This is a genomic window from Ruegeria sp. B10 (assembly GCF_056539825.1).
In genome coordinates this window covers 343455-360568 of record NZ_JBQFVP010000003.1, presented here as the reverse complement: position 1 = coordinate 360568, position 17114 = coordinate 343455, and the positions used below count along the sequence as shown (strand labels likewise).

Annotated in this window: 15 protein-coding genes; 7 read left to right on the top strand and 8 right to left on the bottom strand. The window is 59.4% G+C overall.

The features are described from left to right. The first annotated feature begins 17 nt into the window (after window positions 1-17). From ACR0J4_RS06215 to ACR0J4_RS06190, 6 genes are all read left to right on the top strand, one after another. Complete coding sequence (locus ACR0J4_RS06215; protein WP_170640625.1) at window positions 18-647, top strand: glutathione S-transferase; 630 nt, start codon at window positions 18-20, stop codon at window positions 645-647. A 112-nt stretch (window positions 648-759) separates the two neighbouring features. Beyond that, window positions 760-3162 carry a GcvT family protein gene (locus ACR0J4_RS06210; RefSeq protein ID WP_170640623.1) on the top strand — a complete coding sequence of 801 codons (2403 nt, stop codon included), beginning with the start codon at window positions 760-762 and terminating at the stop codon, window positions 3160-3162. Further along, entirely contained in the window at window positions 3162-4715 is a 1554-nt protein-coding gene (locus tag ACR0J4_RS06205) for a trimethylamine methyltransferase family protein (RefSeq protein WP_170640621.1), read from the top strand. Before ACR0J4_RS06210 ends, ACR0J4_RS06205 begins: the two co-directional genes overlap by 1 nt. Then, window positions 4716-5390, top strand: a complete 675-nt coding sequence (locus ACR0J4_RS06200) for a TetR/AcrR family transcriptional regulator (protein ID WP_170640619.1) — start codon at window positions 4716-4718, stop codon at window positions 5388-5390. Continuing rightward, window positions 5387-6691: an FAD-dependent oxidoreductase gene (locus ACR0J4_RS06195; protein WP_170555760.1), complete on the top strand. Its 1305-nt coding sequence runs from the start codon at window positions 5387-5389 to the stop codon at window positions 6689-6691. The genes ACR0J4_RS06200 and ACR0J4_RS06195 overlap by 4 nt, the downstream gene beginning before the upstream one ends. Window positions 6692-6746: 55 nt before the next feature. Continuing rightward, the gene (locus ACR0J4_RS06190; RefSeq protein WP_170640617.1) at window positions 6747-7478 is read left to right on the top strand and encodes a hypothetical protein; all 732 of its coding nucleotides are present in this window, start codon (window positions 6747-6749) and stop codon (window positions 7476-7478) included. Window positions 7479-7482: 4 nt separating this feature from the next. Here ACR0J4_RS06190 and ACR0J4_RS06185 read toward each other — a convergent pair whose 3' ends face one another. Beyond that, entirely contained in the window at window positions 7483-7872 is a 390-nt protein-coding gene (locus ACR0J4_RS06185; RefSeq protein ID WP_170377584.1) for a DUF3307 domain-containing protein, read from the bottom strand. A gap of 216 nt (window positions 7873-8088) precedes the next feature. On the opposite strand from ACR0J4_RS06185, the gene ACR0J4_RS06180 reads away from it, so the two are divergent. Beyond that, window positions 8089-11085: an ABC transporter transmembrane domain-containing protein gene (locus ACR0J4_RS06180; RefSeq protein WP_480668335.1), complete on the top strand. Its 2997-nt coding sequence runs from the start codon at window positions 8089-8091 to the stop codon at window positions 11083-11085. Between the two features lie 34 nt (window positions 11086-11119). On the opposite strand, the gene ACR0J4_RS06175 is transcribed toward ACR0J4_RS06180, so the two are convergent. The 7 genes from ACR0J4_RS06175 to pcaD form a co-directional block, all read right to left on the bottom strand. Next, complete coding sequence (locus ACR0J4_RS06175; protein ID WP_170472293.1) at window positions 11120-11407, bottom strand: metalloregulator ArsR/SmtB family transcription factor; 288 nt, start codon at window positions 11405-11407, stop codon at window positions 11120-11122. A 112-nt stretch (window positions 11408-11519) separates the two neighbouring features. Next, window positions 11520-12752: a mandelate racemase/muconate lactonizing enzyme family protein gene (locus ACR0J4_RS06170; protein ID WP_170640613.1), complete on the bottom strand. Its 1233-nt coding sequence runs from the start codon at window positions 12750-12752 to the stop codon at window positions 11520-11522. A gap of 1 nt (window position 12753) precedes the next feature. Beyond that, entirely contained in the window at window positions 12754-13122 is a 369-nt protein-coding gene (locus tag ACR0J4_RS06165; protein WP_170640611.1) for a hypothetical protein, read from the bottom strand. A 4-nt stretch (window positions 13123-13126) separates the two neighbouring features. Next, a complete protein-coding gene (locus ACR0J4_RS06160; RefSeq protein ID WP_170640609.1) occupies window positions 13127-14218 on the bottom strand; it encodes a Zn-dependent alcohol dehydrogenase in 1092 nt (363 codons plus the stop codon). 81 nt (window positions 14219-14299) lie between these two features. Then, window positions 14300-15499: a TCR/Tet family MFS transporter gene (locus tag ACR0J4_RS06155; RefSeq protein ID WP_170747297.1), complete on the bottom strand. Its 1200-nt coding sequence runs from the start codon at window positions 15497-15499 to the stop codon at window positions 14300-14302. A 97-nt stretch (window positions 15500-15596) separates the two neighbouring features. Then, complete coding sequence (locus tag ACR0J4_RS06150; protein ID WP_170555753.1) at window positions 15597-16310, bottom strand: alpha/beta fold hydrolase; 714 nt, start codon at window positions 16308-16310, stop codon at window positions 15597-15599. Between the two features lie 11 nt (window positions 16311-16321). After that, window positions 16322-17110 (bottom strand): 3-oxoadipate enol-lactonase, encoded by a 789-nt coding sequence (gene pcaD, locus ACR0J4_RS06145; RefSeq protein ID WP_170640607.1) that lies wholly within the window; start codon window positions 17108-17110, stop codon window positions 16322-16324. Window positions 17111-17114: the final 4 nt, after the last annotated feature.

The window sequence follows — 17114 nt, the reverse complement described above, 5'->3', positions numbered from 1 at the left end:
CGACAGAGGGAAAACGGATGATCTTTTACGACTGTGCCACCGCTCCGAACCCGCGCCGCGCGCGTATGTTCATTGCCGAAAAAGGCTTGGAGATCGAAACCCGGCAGATATCGATCGCGGAGGGAGAGCAGTTGAGCGATGCGTTTCGCGCCGTTAACCCTCGGGCCACGATCCCTGTGCTGGTGACCGATGAAGGCACGGTTCTGACCGAGAACCTTGGGATTGCTGCGTATCTTGAGGCGCAGAGCCCGGAACCCCCATTGATGGGCAAGACGCCGGATGAAAAAGGCCGTGTTTTGATGTGGAACGCAATCGCCGAGCAGCAAGGCGGTATGCCTATCGCCGAAGCACTACGCAACGGCCATCCTGCTTTCAAGGATCGTCCTATTCCGGGACCAGAGAACTATCCGCAGATCCCCGAGCTTGCGCAACGGGGTCGCGACAGGGTGGGGGCGTTCTTCGATTTGCTCGAGGACCATTTGCAGGACAGCCCGTTTTTGGCGGGCGAGGACTTCACCCTCGCCGATATCAGCGGATTCGTCTTTGTCGATTTCGCTCGTGTGATCAAAATGCGTATCCCGGAAGCAAATACCGCGACCCAAGCCTGGTTTGACACGATCAAACCCCGAACAAGCGCCAGCCTCTAAAACGCGCCTGATCTGGCCGGAACCAGCTTGTGTTCGACACTGTACAGAAATGTCTAGACAGAAGTGAACAGTGCCTCTAGCGTTTCACCCGAGTCGTGCAGCGGAGGGCAGGATGAAATCTCAGTATCGCGTTGTGGTCATCGGGGGCGGTGTCGTTGGGGCCTCGGTCCTGTATCATCTGGCCAAGTTCGGCTGGTCGGATGTCGTCATGTTGGAGCGGCGGAGGCTGGCCTCTGGGTCATCCTGGCACGCGGCGGGCGGTATTCACGCCTTGAACGCGGATCCGAATATGGCGTCCTTGCAGGCCTATACTATCGACCTGCTCAGTGAGATCGAAAAGGAATCGGGCCAGAATATCGGCCTGCACATGACCGGTGGTCTCACGCTTGCTGGCACACCGGAACGCTGGGAATGGCTGCAGGCAAACTACCGCATCTTCCAATCCATCGGCATTGATGATTGCGAACTTCTGACCCCGGAAGAGGCGCAGAGGCGCTGCCCGATCATGTCCACTGATGGCGTGTTGGGCGCGATGTGGGCGGATCGCGAGGGCTATATTGACACGACCGGCACGGTGCAGGCCTACGCGACGGCGGCAAGGAAGCGTGGCGCGGAATACTATGAGGAAACCAAGGTTGAGAGCCTGACGCAGACTGCCGATGGGTGGCAGGTCGTGACCGACAAGGGCACAATCACTTGCGAGCATGTTGTGAACGCGGCGGGCCTTTGGGCGAAGCAAGTGGGACGGATGGCCGGAGTGGAGCTGCCGGTCTCACCGCTTAAACACCATTACCTGATCACTGACACAGTCCCCGAGGTTGCCGAGGCCGAGTTCGAGATGCCGATGACCGTCGACCTCGAAGGTTTCACCTACATGCGGCAGGATCAGAAGGGCGTTCTGGTCGGGATCTACGAGGTCGACCACGAGCACTGGGCCATGGACGGGGCGCCTTGGAACTATGGCGAGGAACTGTTTCAAGAGCAGCTTGACCGCATCGAGAACGAGCTGACGCTGGGTTTTGAGCGCTATCCTTCGATCCAGAATGTGGGCATCAAGACATGGGTCAATGGCGCGTTTACCTTCTCGCCCGACGGCAACCCTCTGGTCGGGCCAGTGCCGGGCAAGCGTGGCTATTGGTCGGCCTGTGCTGTGATGGCGGGCTTCCTGCAAGGTGGCGGTGTTGGCAAAACGCTGGCAGAATGGATGATCCATGGCGAGCCCGAGGCAGACGCATGGCCAATGGATGTCGCGCGCTACGGCGATTTTGCTCAGAACAAACGCTACATCCGCGAAACCACCGGTCAGTTTTATTCCCGCCGGTTTGTGATGACCTATCCAAACGAGCAACTGCCTGCTGGCCGCCCGCTGAAAATGGCCCCGGCGCATGACGCAATGACCGAAGCAGGTTGCAAATGGGGGGTCAGCTGGGACCTGGAAGTGCCACTCTATTTTGCGCCGAAAGGGTTCGAGGAAACACCAACTCTCAAACGGTCGAACGCCCATGACATCGTGGCGGAGGAATGCAAGACGCTCCGTGAAGGGGTTGGCCTGTTGGACATCTCGGGCTTTTCGCGGTTCGAGGTGACGGGTCCGAATGCGCAGGCCTGGCTGGACAAGGTCATGGCCTCGAAACTGCCGGGACCGGGGCGCGCCAAGCTGGCGCCAATGCTGGGTGAGACGGGGCGGCTCAAAGGCGACCTGACCGTGCTGAACTGGGGTGACGGAACATGGTGGATCATGGGCAGTTACTACCTTCGTGCGTGGCACATGCGCTGGTTCGACGACCACATGATGGAAGGCGTGACTGTCCGTGATCTGGGCGAGGAATACTGCGGCTTTGCCGTGGTCGGCCCGAAATCGCAGGCGGTGGTTGAGAAGCTGGCGGAACAGGATATCTCGGGCCTGAAATTCATGGGTTGTGGAGATTTCGATATCGGTCTGGTCCGCGCCCGCGTCGCCCGCATGTCGGTGACCGGTGAAAAGGGGTATGAGATCAACTGCCGTTACGGCGATCACATCAAACTGCGCCGGATGCTGTTGGACGCCGGGGCTGACGAAGGCATCCGCGAATGCGGGTTCAACGCCATGCTCTCAACCCGGTTGGAGAAGAGTTTCGGCATTTGGTCCGCTGAATTCACCCAAGCCTACACGCCGGGCATGACCGGAATGGATCGTTGGATCGACTGGGACAAGGATTTCGTCGGGAAAGACGCCGCCTTGGCCGAGCGTGATGGCAATGGCCCGGCGCAGCTTCAGGTGACGCTTGAGGTCGATGCCGTGGATGCCGACGCCAGCGGGTATGAGCCGATCTGGTCCAATGGCGAACGCGTCGGCTTTGTCACCTCGGGCGGCTACGGCCACTACACGGGCAAGTCTCTGGCGATGGCACTGATCAATCGTGACAAGGCCGAGCCGGGGACGGAACTGACCGTGCATGTGGTTGGTGTGGAACGGCCTGCGCGCGTGGTTCCGCCCTCTCCCTACGATCCGCAGGGCAAGGCGATGAGGGGCTGATGGTGATCTCGCAGACATCCGAGCGTGGTCGGCGACGGCGCGGGCGGGGTGCAGATGCCGCCCCACCGCCTTCGCGCGATGTGAACTACCGCCAGCTGCGTAACCCGTTCCCGCAGATGGAGGTTTTCCCCAAAGATCAGATCGCGGACATGCACGAAACGGCGCTGCGTGTGTTGCAGGAACTTGGGGTGAAAGTCCTGCTGCCCGAAGCCCGCCGCATCTTTGCCAAGGCAGGTGCGCGTGTGGATGAGGACACTCAAATGGTCTTTATCGGGCGTGATTTGGTTGAGGCCGCCGTGGCCTCGGCCCCCAAATCCATCGCGTGTCATGCCGGGGCGCGGGACCGCGATTTTACGCTGGAACTGGGTTCGCTTGTATTTCAACCGGGTGCAGGTGCGCCGAACGCAACCGATCTGGAACGGGGCAGGCGACCGGCGTCGGGTCAGGACTACATCGAGTTTCTGAAGCTGACGCATCACTTCAATGTCTTCCAGATGATTTCGCCTCAGGTCGAGCCACAGGATGTGCCGACCCATCTGCGCCACTATTTCACAACGCAGGCGCAGATGGAGTTGACGGACAAGTTCCCCTTCTTCTTCTCGCGCGGCACCCCTCAGGTGTTGGACAGCTTTGAGATGCTTTCTATCGCACGAGGGCTTTCAGATGATGAATTCCGAGGTGACGCGCATTGCTATACGATCATCAACACCAACAGCCCGCGCACGCTGGATATCCCGATGGCGCAAGGGCTAATCGACTTTGCGCGCCATGGTCAGATGTCGATCGTTACGCCGTTCACCCTAATGGGAGCGATGGCTCCGATCACGGTCGCGGGTGCCATCACGCTGTCCCATGCCGAGGCTCTGGCGGCTGTGACCCTAACGCAACTGACTAACCCTGGCGCGCCGGTCTGCTACGGAACCTTCACCAGCAACGTCGACATGAAATCCGGCGCTCCAGCCTTTGGGACGCCATCGCATTTCCAGGCGTCTTTGGCAGCGGGACAATTGGCGCGGTTCCTGGGCCTGCCATGGCGGTCGGCGGCCGGGTCGGCCTCGAACATCAACGACGTGCAGGCCGCAAATGAAAACCAGTTTGGCCTTTGGGGCTGTTTGATGGCCGGGGCGACGGTGATCATCCACTCGGCAGGCTGGCTCGAAGGCGGGCTGAGCGTGTCGTTTGAGAAAATGATCTGCGACGCCGAAGTGTTGAACATGGTAGCTGAACTGTGTGCCGGCGCGCAGGCCGGACAGGCCGAAATCGGCTTTGATACCGCCCTGAGTGAGGTTGACCCCAGCGGGCATTTCTTTGCCTCGTCCCAGACGATGGAGCGCTACAATACCGAATTCTACCAGCCTCATGTTCACGACTACGCCAATTTCGGCACCTGGACCGAGCGTGGATCTGTCGATGCCAATCAACGTGCAACAGGTGTTTGGAAAGGTATCCTGAATGATTTCAAACCGCCCGCTGGCGATAGCGATCGGCTCGGGGCCTTGCACGATTTCATCGCGAAGCGAACTGCCGAAGGCGGCGCTCCGCCGGAGAGTTGAATGAGCACCAAACCGATCCTGCACCGCGATGACCCCAAGGCCGAGCCTTTGGTCGGAAATATCAAAGTCACGCGGGATGACTGGCTGAATGTGGCGATGGACGTGCTGATCTCGGACGGGGTGGATCAGATCAAGGTCATGAACCTGGCCGAGCGCATGGCCGTGTCCCGCTCGTCTTTCTACTGGTACTTCAAATCGCGGCAGGAGCTTCTGGATGCGTTGCTGGCGCGGTGGCAGGCGACCAATACGGCGGCGTTGATCGCGCAGGCTGAGGCCGCGGCCGAGACAATTACCAGCGCGGTCTGCAACGTGCAGCGGTGCGTGGTGAACACGGATTTGTTCGACACGGCACTTGATTTTGCCATTCGGGACTGGGCTCGCAAATCGGGCAAGGTGCGCAATGCCCTGGATCAATCCGATGCACGACGCCTCAAGGCGCTGCACGCGATGTTTGCGCGTTTTGGCTATTCGGACATAGAGGCCGAAACCCGGGCGCGCGTCTTATACTACATGCAGATCGGGTATGATTTGGCGCAGCTGAATGAGCCAATGGAAACGCGCCTATCGCTTGTGCCTCACTACCTGCATGCTTTCACAGGGGTTCAGCCTCGGGCCGAGGAAATTGAAGAATTTCGCGCTTATTCCAAGCGCTTTTGGGAAGGAAAGACAGAATGAGCCAACCAGATGCAATCATAATCGGGACAGGCGTCATTGGCGCGGCCATCGCGTTCGAGATGGCCAAGGCCGGATGGAAAACCCTTTCGCTGGACCGCAATACGCAGGTCGGCCATGGCTCGACCGCGGGGTCCTGCGCGATCATCCGCATGCACTATTCGACGTTTGACGGCACGGCTTTCGCGTGGGAGGGCTACCATTATTGGCGCGATTGGGCCGCGTATCTGGGCCTGCCCGCAGATGCCAATCTGGCGCAGTTCCGCGAGACCGGTTGCCTGGTCATGAAAACAGACTCCAATGGGATGCTGGAAAAGCATATGCAAAACAGCGCGGATCTGGATTGCCCCTTCGAGGAATGGTCGCCAGAGACTGTCACGGAACGCTTGCCGGTCTATTCTCTGGACAGCTTCGCCCCTGCGCGCCGAATGGACGACCCGGAGTTCGGACAACCGAACGGGCGCAAGATGCAGGGCGGCGTGTTCTGGCCTCAGGCAGGCTATGTTACCGACCCGGCGCTTTCGGCGCAGAACCTGATGGATGCGGCAATCCAGAACGGGGCTGAGCTGCGCACTGGGGCCGAGGTTGTTGAAATCCTGATCGAGGATGGGCGCGTAGCTGGTGTCAAACTAGCCTCGGGCGAAGAAATTCGAGCCAAGGTTGTGGTAAACGTGGCCGGGCCGGGATCGGCCATTGTCAACGGTATGGCGGGCGTTCTAGACGACATGACCATCGAAACGCGCCCGCTGCGGCAGGAAGTGGTCCATGTCCCGGCGCCTGAGGGGTTCGATTTCGAAAACAACGGAACCATCGTCTCGGATAGTGACATCGCCTGTTACTGCCGCCCCGAGCATGGCAACCATATCCTTGTGGGGTCCGAGGATCCCGAATGCGATCCGCATCAATGGTGCGAGGATGACAAGACATATAACCGCGATTTCACCGACCAGTGGACGACGCAGGCGATGCGCTATGCGCAGCGGGTGCCGAGCCTTGGTATTCCGTCCAAAACACGGGGCGTGGTTGATCTTTATGATGCGTCGACCGATTGGATTCCGATATACGATAAATCCAGCTTGCCAGGGTTCTACATGGCCTGCGGCACCAGCGGGAACCAATACAAAAACGCGCCGATTGCGGGTAAGATGATGACGGCTCTGATCGACTATTGCGAGGGCGGCGCAGACCACGATGCTGAACCACTTCAATTCGAACTGCCTTACATCGAGCGCGTGATTGATGTCGGATTCTATTCGCGCAACCGCGCGATCAACGAAGAAAGCAGTTTTTCCGTTCTGGGGTAGTCAGCCCGACAATTGGCCCTAACATCACGTAGACGCGAAAAGGAGCGGATATGTGATGCCTCAGACGCCAAACAAAGTCCTGATCCTTGGCAGTGCGCCGTCAGCGGTAGCCGCCCGGGATTGGGACCGGAAACCGTTCACGCAAATCGTGGCCATCAACAACGCATGGCGCATTCGTCCAGATTGGGACATCCTGATCCACCCCGAAGATTTTCCGCCGGAAAACCGACCAACAGAGCTAACAAAAGACCAAAGGATCGTGACAGCCGAAGACTACGTGCCTCGGCAGAACGCCTATGGCGGTTTTGTCTATGCGGGAGGCACCATGGCGTTTACCGCAGGCTATTGGGCGCTGTCCGCCCTTGCTCCGTCGGTGATTGCCTATTTCGGCTGCGATATGGTCTATCCCGGGTCGGGGAAGACGCATTTCTACGGCAACGGAACCGCTGATCCGCTGCGTGCCGACATCTCATTGCGGTCGCTTGAGGCAAAGTCGGCCAGATTGGGCGTGTTCGCCGCGGCTCAGGGTTGTCGTATGGTGCGCTTGTCGGAGGGTGAAAGCAGGCTGCTCTATCCATCGCTTCGCGCGTCACGGATGGAAGACGTACCGATGCCGTCGACCGGTGGCGCGCATGACGCTTTGGTGGCCGAAGCGCGCCTTGGCTACTATGTGCCATCTGGGCGGTATTGGGAGTCCGAGCAGCAGTTTGATCCGGACGAACTGGATGCAGTGGACCGTCTTTGGATGTCCGCCTACCAGATCGCGCAAATGGACCGCGTTGCCTAAGACCTCAGACGGCGAAAGCGATCCAGGCCCAAACCATCGCAATATAGGTCAGACTGTGCATCAACTGGTCCAGCCCGGTTGCCCGCCAAAACGCGGCTTGATTGGGCTGTAGCTTTTTCTTGTCGGAATAGCTGGCCTTTGCGAAATCAATGTTGAAATGGATGATCCATTCCAGGGCCGATATGATCAGGATAAAGCTGATCGGTGCACCAAACAGCAAAAAAATAAGGGCCGAGCCCACAACATGCACCCCTGCATGTTGCGCGCGTCCCAAATGAAAATATTCTCCACGCCCGGTCAGCATCTTGGGCGTCTGTAGATAGAAGTCCGCGAACATATGTTTGATCTGCAACAAGCAGAGCAACAGCAACACGGCACCATAGCTTTCGGGCAAACGTATCCTCCCGATATCGTCCTAAAGGGAACTCTAGGCGCTAAAATGCGTGTAGGCAAATGAACTAGTTCACACATGCGCAAAGATTGGCACTTTGTCGGAAACTATTTGCCTAGCAAAGCAAGATTACTGTAAATTCAGACTGTTAATTTTCCGTGCATCGTTTCGAAACCGGATCATTGATCAAAAGCAGGGACAGGTTCCATAGAACGCACGATTTTCCGCTTCATCTGGAAATACTCCAAGCGCGACCAGTTGATCCTGCTGGCCGTGACCTCGACGTTGTTTCCGCTGCTCTATCTCACGCTTGAGCTGCCCAAGCGCATTATTAATGACGCGATTGGTGCCTCGAGCAGCGTGGTTCAGGTTTGGGGCTACAGCCTGCCGCAGACGAATTTCCTGATCATTCTGTGCTTTGCCTTTTTGGCGGCGGTGCTGGCGCATGGTCTGATGAAAATGCGCATCAACACCATGAAAGGTGTCCTGAGCGAGCGTATGCTGCGCCGCTTTCGCTATCAGTTGATCAGCCGCGCCCTGCGTTTTCCCCAGCCCTATTTCGAGCGGGTCAGCCAGGGTGAGATGGTCTCGATGATCACCGCCGAAAGCGAGCCGATGGGCGGGTTGATGGGGGATGCGATCAGCCAGCCAGTTCTGCAGGCGGGGCAGATGATCACCATCCTGTCGTTTCTGTTCCTGCAAAGCGTCTGGTTTGGTCTGGCTGCGGTGGCGCTGATCCCCGTTCAGGCCTGGTTGATTCCCAAGTTGCAGCGCCAGATCAACCTTCTCAACAAAAAGCGCATCCAGGAGGTGCGTATCCTTGCCGCTCAGATCGGCGAGAACGCGGCCGGGGCCTCGACCCTGCGCGCAAATGGGGGCTGGCGGTATCGTAGGGCCATGATCTCGGATCAGCTGGGGCGGCTCTTCGGTATCCGGTTCGAGATTTACCAGAAGAAGTTCTTTATGAAGTTCATAAACAACTTCATCTCACAGTTGACGCCGTTCATGTTTTATCTGGTGGGCGGTCTGCTGGTCCTGCAGGGCTCAGTCTCGCTGGGCGCGCTGGTGGCGGCGTTGGCGGCGTATAAGGACCTCAGCTCTCCCTGGAAGGAACTGCTGACCTACTACAACCAGACGCAGGACATGTCGTTGCGTTGGGATGTGGTGATCGAACGGTTTGCGCCGGCCGGAATGCAGGAAGAAGCGCTGTTTGAGGGTGAGCCAAAGACCCGTCCGCATCTTGATGGCGATATCGCACTGGATCGGGTGTCGGTGCGCGATATGGACGGCAACCAGATCCTGGACGATCTGAACCTGACCTTCCCGCATGGCAAAACGATCGGGATCGCCGCGCCTAGTGAAGAAGACCGCCGCGCTATTGCCGAGTTGCTGACCCGCGAAATCCTGCCAAGCGCTGGGCGTGTCCGTATTGGCGAGCAGAATCTGGCCGAGCTTCATCAGGGCGTCGTTGCCGCGCGGATCGGCTATGCGTCATCGAGACCGGTGATGTTTCAGGGATCGCTGGGCGACAATGTGATGATGCCGATGCGCTACAAGCCCCTGTCGGAGGGTGGCGACGATCCCGGATTTACTGAGACCTTGCGGGCAGGAAACAGCACCGACCCCTTCAAGGCCGAGTGGCTGGACCCGTCTCTGGCCGGGCTGGAAACGGCGGATGCCCTGCGGGATTGGTGGCTGCAATTGATTGACGGGATGGGGTCGGGCGCGGCCTTGTTTCAGCGCGGGGCCGAGCAGGTTTTCGACGCGGAACTTCATCCGGAACTGGCGCAGAAACTGGTCAAGCTGCGCCCGTCGGTGCAGCAGGCGGTGAAGCAGGCAGGGCTGGAACAGCAGGCGCTGATCTTCGACAAGTCCACCTATAACCCGGCCTTGCCCGTGGCCGAGAACTTGCTGTTTGCCACGCCCCGTGTGCCGGTCACGCAAGCTCTGTTGGCACAGCAGAGGGTCTTTCTGGGTCAATTGCGCGAGCTGGGGTTGGACGAGACTCTGATCGCGCTGACCCGTGATGTGATCGACATGCTGCGCCAGATCTTCGGTCTGGATGGAACGGATCACCCGCTGTTCCGCAAGCTAGGCCTTGAGGCGCAGACCTACGAGACGGCAGTCGAACTTGTCGAGCGCACCCGCAAGGAAGGCGCTGAGGGGCTGGACGACGAGCAGCTGGCCACCTTGTTGGCAGTGCCTCTGGTCGTCTCGGCTGAACAGATCGGCCCGGCCTTTTCGGATGAGTTAAAGGATCGTATTCTGGAGCTGCGCCACAGCCACTCGGATAAGCTCATGCGGCCGTTGATGGATGTGTTCGTGCCACTGAACCCCGAAGCCGTCGCGCCCGGCCTGACCGTGATGGAGAACGCGCTGTTCGGCAAGGTCAGTGAGATCGGCGGCGCGCGTTCAGACGAGGTGCGCAAGCTGATCGTTGATGTTCTGGCCGAACACGGCGCGCGTCCGTTGGTAGTCGAGCTGATCTATGACGTGCCGGTCGCGCTGGGCGGTCAGAACCTGCCCGCAGTCTTTGCCGAACCCCTGGCGTTCACCCGTGCGACGATCAAGAAGCCGGACATTCTGATTTTGGAAAACGCGCTGGCCAGCTATGACATGCAGACGCAGGTCGCGGTCTACAAAAACCTGCGCGCGCTGTTGCCCGAGACCACGGTCATCTATCTGAACGATCAATTCCAAAACCCCGATGTCTTCGACATGTATGTCGAGATACGGCAAGGTCGGGTTGTCACAGATGAAGGACCGGGGGACGTGGAAGAGGATAGTGCCGCCTCGGCCGACTTGGCCCGCAAGCTGCGCGCCCTAGAGCAGACGCCGCTGTTTTCCGGCCTTGATCGGCGACAGTTGCGCCTGCTGGCTTTTGGTGCGCGGTGGTTTGATGCCTCTGCCGGGCAGGTGATCTTCCTCAAAGATGACCAACCCACGGATGGTGCATACGTCGTCCTCGAAGGCGAAGCGGGGTTGTATCTGCCTAAAACGGGCACGCCGGATGAGCTGATCCTACGCGTCGGCCCCGGGGCATTGGTAGGAGAGCTGGGCCTGATCCGTAAGGAGCCCCGCGCGTTGAGCATGGTGGCCGAAACCGATCTTTCCTGCTTGCGCATCGGGGAAGAGGAATTCCTGGCCGTGGTCGAAAACGACGCGGCGACGGCGTTCAAGTTGCTGCAGGTGGTTGCGGGATATGTCTCGAACTAGAGCCGTTTCGGGATAAGCCTGAAACGCTCTACTGTCAGTCTTTCGGCTGGCAGAACAGTTGATAGAGCAACTCGATTACCTGTTTCGTGTTGCCATCCTCAAGCGAATAAAACACCGTTTTGCCCGCGCGCCGGGTCGAGACCAAACCATCCTCGCGCAGGCGGGCCAGCATCTGGCTGACGGCGGCCTGCCGGATTTGTAAAAGCGCCTCCAGCTCTCCCACCGACTTCTCACCGTCTCCGAGGTGGCACAGGATCATCAGGCGGCCCTCATGCGCCAGCGTTTTCAGAAACGCGGCGGCACGGGCTGCGTTGTCTTTCATTTCCGCCAATCCGTCTGATGCCGGGGCTTGAGTGGTGCTGTCTTTCAGTGTCACCGGTCAACCGTTCTTCAACTAGGTCTTCTGACATTATGCCCTAAGAAACGTTATAATGTCACCCCTCAGATGCGGGAGCCCCACCCTGAAAGGCGTTGCCATTGGCATAATCGCACGGTTCTTCCTGCATCTGAAGGTGAAGCCCGTCGCCTTTGTAAGGATGCGCGCGAGCCAGATTTTCGTCCACCTCAATCCCAAGTCCGGCGGTGGTTGGAGAGGTCACGAACCCTTCCTCAACCCGGATTGAGCCCTTGATCAACTGGTCATGGAATGGCGTTTCAATGGTTTCCAGTAGCAAAAGGTTCGGGATAGAGGCCGCCAGATGGATATTCGCAGCCCACTCTACCGGCCCGGCATAAAGATGCGGGGCCATCTGCGCGTTGAACACTTCGGCCATTGCGGCGACTTTCTTCATTTCCCAGATGCCACCTGCACGCCCCAAAGCCGGTTGCAAGATCTCGGCCGCGCCCGCGCGTAGAACCGCGCCAAATTCGGCTTTGGTGGTCATGCGCTCTCCGGTCGCAACTGGGATACGGACTTTGCGGGCGACGCGGGCCATGTCCTCGATATTGTCGGGCGGAGTGGGTTCTTCGAACCAAAGCGGCGAATATGGTTCTATCGCCTGACCCAGCCGAATGGCGCCGGCGGTGTTGAACTGGCCATGGGTGCCGAACAGCAAATCAGCCTTGTCGCCCACCGCCTCGCGGATCGCTTTGCAAAACGCAACGGACATAGAGATATCGGACATCGCAGGCATGTGCCCGCCCATGATCGTGTAGGGCCCGGCGGGGTCGAACTTGACGGCGGTATAGCCCCGACGGACCGCATCTGCCGCAGCCTCAGCCGCCTGTTCGGGCGAGGTCCAAAAGTCGGTCAGGTTGTGCTGGGGCAGGGGGTAGAGGTAGGTATAGGCGCGAATACGGTCATTCACTTTACCGCCCAGCAGCGCATAGACCGGGCGGTCGCGGTCTTTGCCCAGAATGTCCCAGCACGCGATCTCGAGCCCCGAGAACGCGCCCATGACAGTCAGGTCTGGGCGTTGCGTAAAGCCCGAGGAATAGGCGCGGCGGAACATCAACTCGATGTTTTCCGGAGTCTCGCCCTGCATGTGGCGGTCAAACACGTCGCGGATTATGTGGCTCATAGCGTCTGGTCCAACCGAGGAGGCGTAGCACTCGCCCCAGCCGGTGATGCCGGTATCCGTAGTCAGCTTGACCAAAATCCAATAGCGACCGCCCCATCCTGGGGCTGGCGGGGCCGTGACGATGATATCGAGGTCTTGCAGTTTCATCTTAGCCCTCTCGTGCTTGGTCAAAGGCAATGAGTTCGCGATCAATCTCGGCCACCACATCGGCGCTGCCAAAGAACGCCATGTCCGGGGCGTCGACGTCGTCCATGAAAGCCTGAATTTCGATCAGCGCTGGTTTGCCGTCGAAACTGCCCTCAATCTGCCAGCGGCTGCTTTGGTCCACGGGCAAATCCGACAGGTTCTCCGCGATCTGGGTGACCAGAGCTTCGGGCAGCCCAAAACGGGGATTGTTGGCGAGGCCTGTCAGGAAAGGCGGTACCTCAGCCAAATCGAAATTCATCGACGTTTCCGAAGTGGAAGGCGCAGGTTTCGCCGCCTCGGGTTTGAAGAGATCGGTCAGGAAACGCAGCATCGGCCTACCTGTCGAACAGGATCACGTTGCGCTTGGCGGATCCGGTCTTGGTATCGGCAATCGCCTCATTGATCTGATCCAGAGACCAGCGGCCCGAGACCAGTTCATCCAGCTTCAGCCGCCCCTGCTCATAGAGGTCGATCATCCAGGGGATGTCTCGCTGGATAACCACGTCGCCCATCTTTGACCCCACCAGACCCTGACCAAGCGCGGCGAGGATCACCGGCTCATAGCTGGCTTCGTCCCCGGAATGGGGCATGCCGATCATCACGGCTTTGCCGCCCAAACCCAGATAGCGTGGGGCCTGATCATAGGCGGGGATCGCACCTACAGTAATCAAAACCGCATCAGCGCCGCGCCCGCCCAGCGCTTTGTAGGCTGCTTTCCATGGTTCCTTCAGGCTGGCGAGGACGCCGTGGGTGGCACCGAACTCCTTCGCGATCTCAAGCTTTTCTTCGGTCATGTCGACAGCAACGATGCGGCGCGCGCCGGCAATCCGAGCGCCTTGGATGGCGTTAAGGCCCACTCCGCCCGCGCCGATCACCACCACATCCTGACCGGGGCGCAAACCTGCGGCGTTGACCGCTGCGCCGACCCCGGTGATCACACCACAGGACAACAGGCTTGCGAGGTCTTTGGGCAGGCTTTCTGGAATCCGAACGATCTGTCGGTGGCTGACGACGACTTTCTCGGCGAAGGCACCGCAGGCCATCGCCTGTTCCAAAGGTCCGCCGTCACCTGTGCGCAAAGGCCCTTTGACCGTGTCATAGGGGGTTTCGCAGATCGTAGGTTTGCCACCTGCACATGAAGGGCAGGAGCCGCAGGCCCGGATCAGTGTCACGACCACTGGATCTCCCAGTTTGAAATCCCCTGCGGCTTCGCCCACTGCGCTGACCACCCCGGCGGCCTCATGCCCATAGACCGCAGGCAGAAATCCGCCCCATGCACCATCGGCAAATGAGATGTCCGAATGGCAGATGGCCACCGCGTCCAGTGTAACCTCGACTTCGCCGGTGCCGGGGGCGGCCAGTTGCACCTCTTCTATGGTCAAAGGTTCCCCGAACGCCCGGCATACGGCGGCTTTGATGGTTTGCATGTCGTCCCTCGCTTCGTTTGGTTTACGGTGGCGCGGGAATTGGCATCTCGCAAGACGGAAACCGTCACGGGTATGTCGGTATTACGCCACGGCAGGCCTGGCGCGCAGAAACAGGACAAACCCGGCGGCCATGAGGATCAATGCCAAGAGGAACGGTGCTCCGGGCAGGTAGAGCGACGTGTCGGGCCGGATGAACCACGCAAACACGCTGGTCATCAACAGGGGCGAGATCACCATTGACAAGGCGTGCAGAGATGTCAGGACGCCCTGAAGTTCGCCCTGTTGCGAGTCCGGCGTCGCGCGCGAGGTCAGTGCCTGTAGGGCGGGCGTGATCACGGCGCCCAAGGCGGTGATCGGGATCAGCATCAGGGCGATGGTGCCATTGGTCAGGAAGGCCAATAGGGCGAAGCTGATGACCTCAAAACCCATGCCGCAGATGATGGTCATGCGTTCCCCAAGATGTCGCGTTGCGGGTCTGATAAATCCGCCCTGAACGGCGGCCATGCCAATGCCATAGACGCCGAGAGACAGCCCGATCATCTGCGGCGACCACCCGAAGCGCTCGGTCGTGAAATAGGACCAGATCGCGGGGTAGACGTATATTGACACCGAATAGAGGAAATAGACCCACAGTAGGGGGCGAACTCCGGGAAGGGCGGCGATGGCCTTTAGCGCGTTGATGGGGTTGGCGCGTCGCAAATTGAAGGCACGGCGAGTTTTGTCTGTGACCGTTTCGGGCATGACCATCAGCCCGAGGCCGAACGAGAGAGCGGACAGTGCTGCGGCCGCCCAGAAAGGCGCGCGCGTTCCGTATTCGGCAAGCAGGCCGCCCATTACGGGACCCAGAACAAATCCCATGCCAAAAGCCGCGCCGAGCAGGCCAAAATTGGCTGCTTTGTCTTCGGGTTTCGAGACATCTGCCATGAAGGCAGCCGCGGTCGCGTGGGTTGCGGCTGTGATCCCTCCTACAATACGACCGAGCAAAAGCAACCAGATGCTGCCTGCAATGGCCATGACCACATAGTCCAAAGCCATCACAAACAACGAGACCAGCAAGACACGCCGACGGCCATAGGCGTCTGACAGATTGCCAAGAATAGGCCCGAACACGAATTGCATGGCGGCAAAGGCGGTGCTGAGGACACCTCCCCAAAGGGCGGCGTCGGCAAGCGTTCCGCCCTGCACCTCGACGATCAGTTGCGGCATGATCGGCATCACAAGGCCGATACCCATCGCGTCAATCATGACGGTCAGAAGAACAAAGACAAATGGAAGGCGCATGAAACCCGGCTATATGACCCGGCGCTTACCCTAGAGGGGCCAGCAGGATGTGGGAAGGGCGCAAAGACACCAACCCGGATGACGCCTCGTCAGGCGGCTAAAGTTTATCCGACAGCTCATCCAGTATTTGGGCAAGTTGCCGCGGGTGCGAGAAGAACGGAGAGTGTGAGCTGTCGATATCCCGCCGAAGATGTGCTGGAATTCGCTCGCTCATATCTTTCTGATAGGCCGGAGGGATAGTGTGGTCTTCGGTGGTGCGGATATAGGCCTTTGGGACCTGGTCAAAGTGATCCCCTATTGAAAGCGGTGTGTCTTGCGGCTTGATGGCCTGCGGGCAGAGCCGGGCGAATGCATAGGGCAGGATCTCGGGCGTGCAATCATGATAGAACAGGTCCTGAACGCGGTCGGGATGCACGGTATAAGATAGCCCATCGGTGGATTTGTCGACCGCATCGCCAATGGTTTGCACCGGACCACGTCTTCGCATGTCGACCAGAGACAATCCGCCCTGCGGGACATAGGCGCAAAGATAGATCAACGCGCGCATGGCGTGCGGGTCGGCCTCGGCTGCGGCGCTGATCGGGTAGCCGCCCCAAGAATGCCCGACAAGGATCGCGTCTGGTGTTGAGGCCGCGAGCACGGCGTCTCGGCAGCTCTCCAGCGTGACATCGCAGATCGGCGTCGGGTCCGAGCCGTGGCTGGGCATGTCGATGGCACGAGCGATGTGGCCGAACGCTTCAAGCTCGGGTATCAGGTCGCGCCAGCACCAGGCGCCGTGACAGGATCCATGGACCAATAGAAATTCGGCCAAGGGACGCTCCTTCAGATGTGACCGATCTCGGTCAGGAATTGCCGCAACAGGGCAGCGTATTCAGCGGGTTTTTCGACGCAGGGCAGGTGGCCCACCCGGCGCATCAATTCGAACCGCGAGCCGGGGATCAGGTCCACCGTTTCGCGTACCAGATCAGGCGGTGTCGAGCCGTCTTCATTGCCTGCGATCCCAAGTGTGGGCAGGCGCAGGCCGCTGGTCGGCGTGTAGAAATCGGTGCCCGCAATGGCGGCACAACAGCCCAGATACCCTTCGGTCGGCTGGCCGACCATCATCTCGCGCCATGCGAGGTGTTGGTTGGCGGCCCGGAAATCACGCGAGAACCACCGCTCCATCGTCGCATCGGCCAGCGCCTCGATTCCGTCGTTGCGGACGGCCTCCATCCGCTCCTGCCAGATTTTCGGCATCCCGATCTTGGCAGCGGTGTTCGACAGTACCAGCGCGCGGACCTGATCCATCCGTTTCACCGCCAGCCCTTGGCCAATCATACCACCAATCGACAAGCCAACGAAGACACAATCCCGGATTTCGAGATGATCCAGCAGCGCCTCGGCATCTCGGATCAGCGCGCCCATGGCGTAAGGCGCAGGCGGGACCGAGGATTGGCCGTGCCCTCGCTTGTCATAGCGAATGATCCGCAGTCCGTCGGGCAGGTGTGTCAGCACATCGTCCCACAGGTGTAGATTGGTGCCCAGCGAGTTTGCAAACACGATGGGCGCACCGTCTGGCGCGCCATCAATCCGGTAGTTTAGCTGAACGCCACCCAGATCAACGATCGTCATGCTT

Bases quoted from the DNA above. Each gene is read 5' to 3' on its own strand.
- ACR0J4_RS06215 (WP_170640625.1), top strand. From the start codon at position 18: ATGATCTTTTACGACTGTGCCACCGCTCCGAACCCGCGCCGCGCGCGT.
- ACR0J4_RS06210 (WP_170640623.1), top strand. From the start codon at position 760: ATGAAATCTCAGTATCGCGTTGTGGTCATCGGGGGCGGTGTCGTTGGG.
- ACR0J4_RS06205 (WP_170640621.1), top strand. From the start codon at position 3,162: ATGGTGATCTCGCAGACATCCGAGCGTGGTCGGCGACGGCGCGGGCGG.
- ACR0J4_RS06200 (WP_170640619.1), top strand. From the start codon at position 4,716: ATGAGCACCAAACCGATCCTGCACCGCGATGACCCCAAGGCCGAGCCT.
- ACR0J4_RS06195 (WP_170555760.1), top strand. From the start codon at position 5,387: ATGAGCCAACCAGATGCAATCATAATCGGGACAGGCGTCATTGGCGCG.
- ACR0J4_RS06190 (WP_170640617.1), top strand. From the start codon at position 6,747: ATGCCTCAGACGCCAAACAAAGTCCTGATCCTTGGCAGTGCGCCGTCA.
- ACR0J4_RS06175 (WP_170472293.1), bottom strand. From the start codon at position 11,407: ATGAAAGACAACGCAGCCCGTGCCGCCGCGTTTCTGAAAACGCTGGCG.
- ACR0J4_RS06170 (WP_170640613.1), bottom strand. From the start codon at position 12,752: ATGAAACTGCAAGACCTCGATATCATCGTCACGGCCCCGCCAGCCCCA.
- ACR0J4_RS06165 (WP_170640611.1), bottom strand. From the start codon at position 13,122: ATGCTGCGTTTCCTGACCGATCTCTTCAAACCCGAGGCGGCGAAACCT.
- ACR0J4_RS06160 (WP_170640609.1), bottom strand. From the start codon at position 14,218: ATGCAAACCATCAAAGCCGCCGTATGCCGGGCGTTCGGGGAACCTTTG.
- ACR0J4_RS06155 (WP_170747297.1), bottom strand. From the start codon at position 15,499: ATGCGCCTTCCATTTGTCTTTGTTCTTCTGACCGTCATGATTGACGCG.
- pcaD (WP_170640607.1), bottom strand. From the start codon at position 17,110: ATGACGATCGTTGATCTGGGTGGCGTTCAGCTAAACTACCGGATTGAT.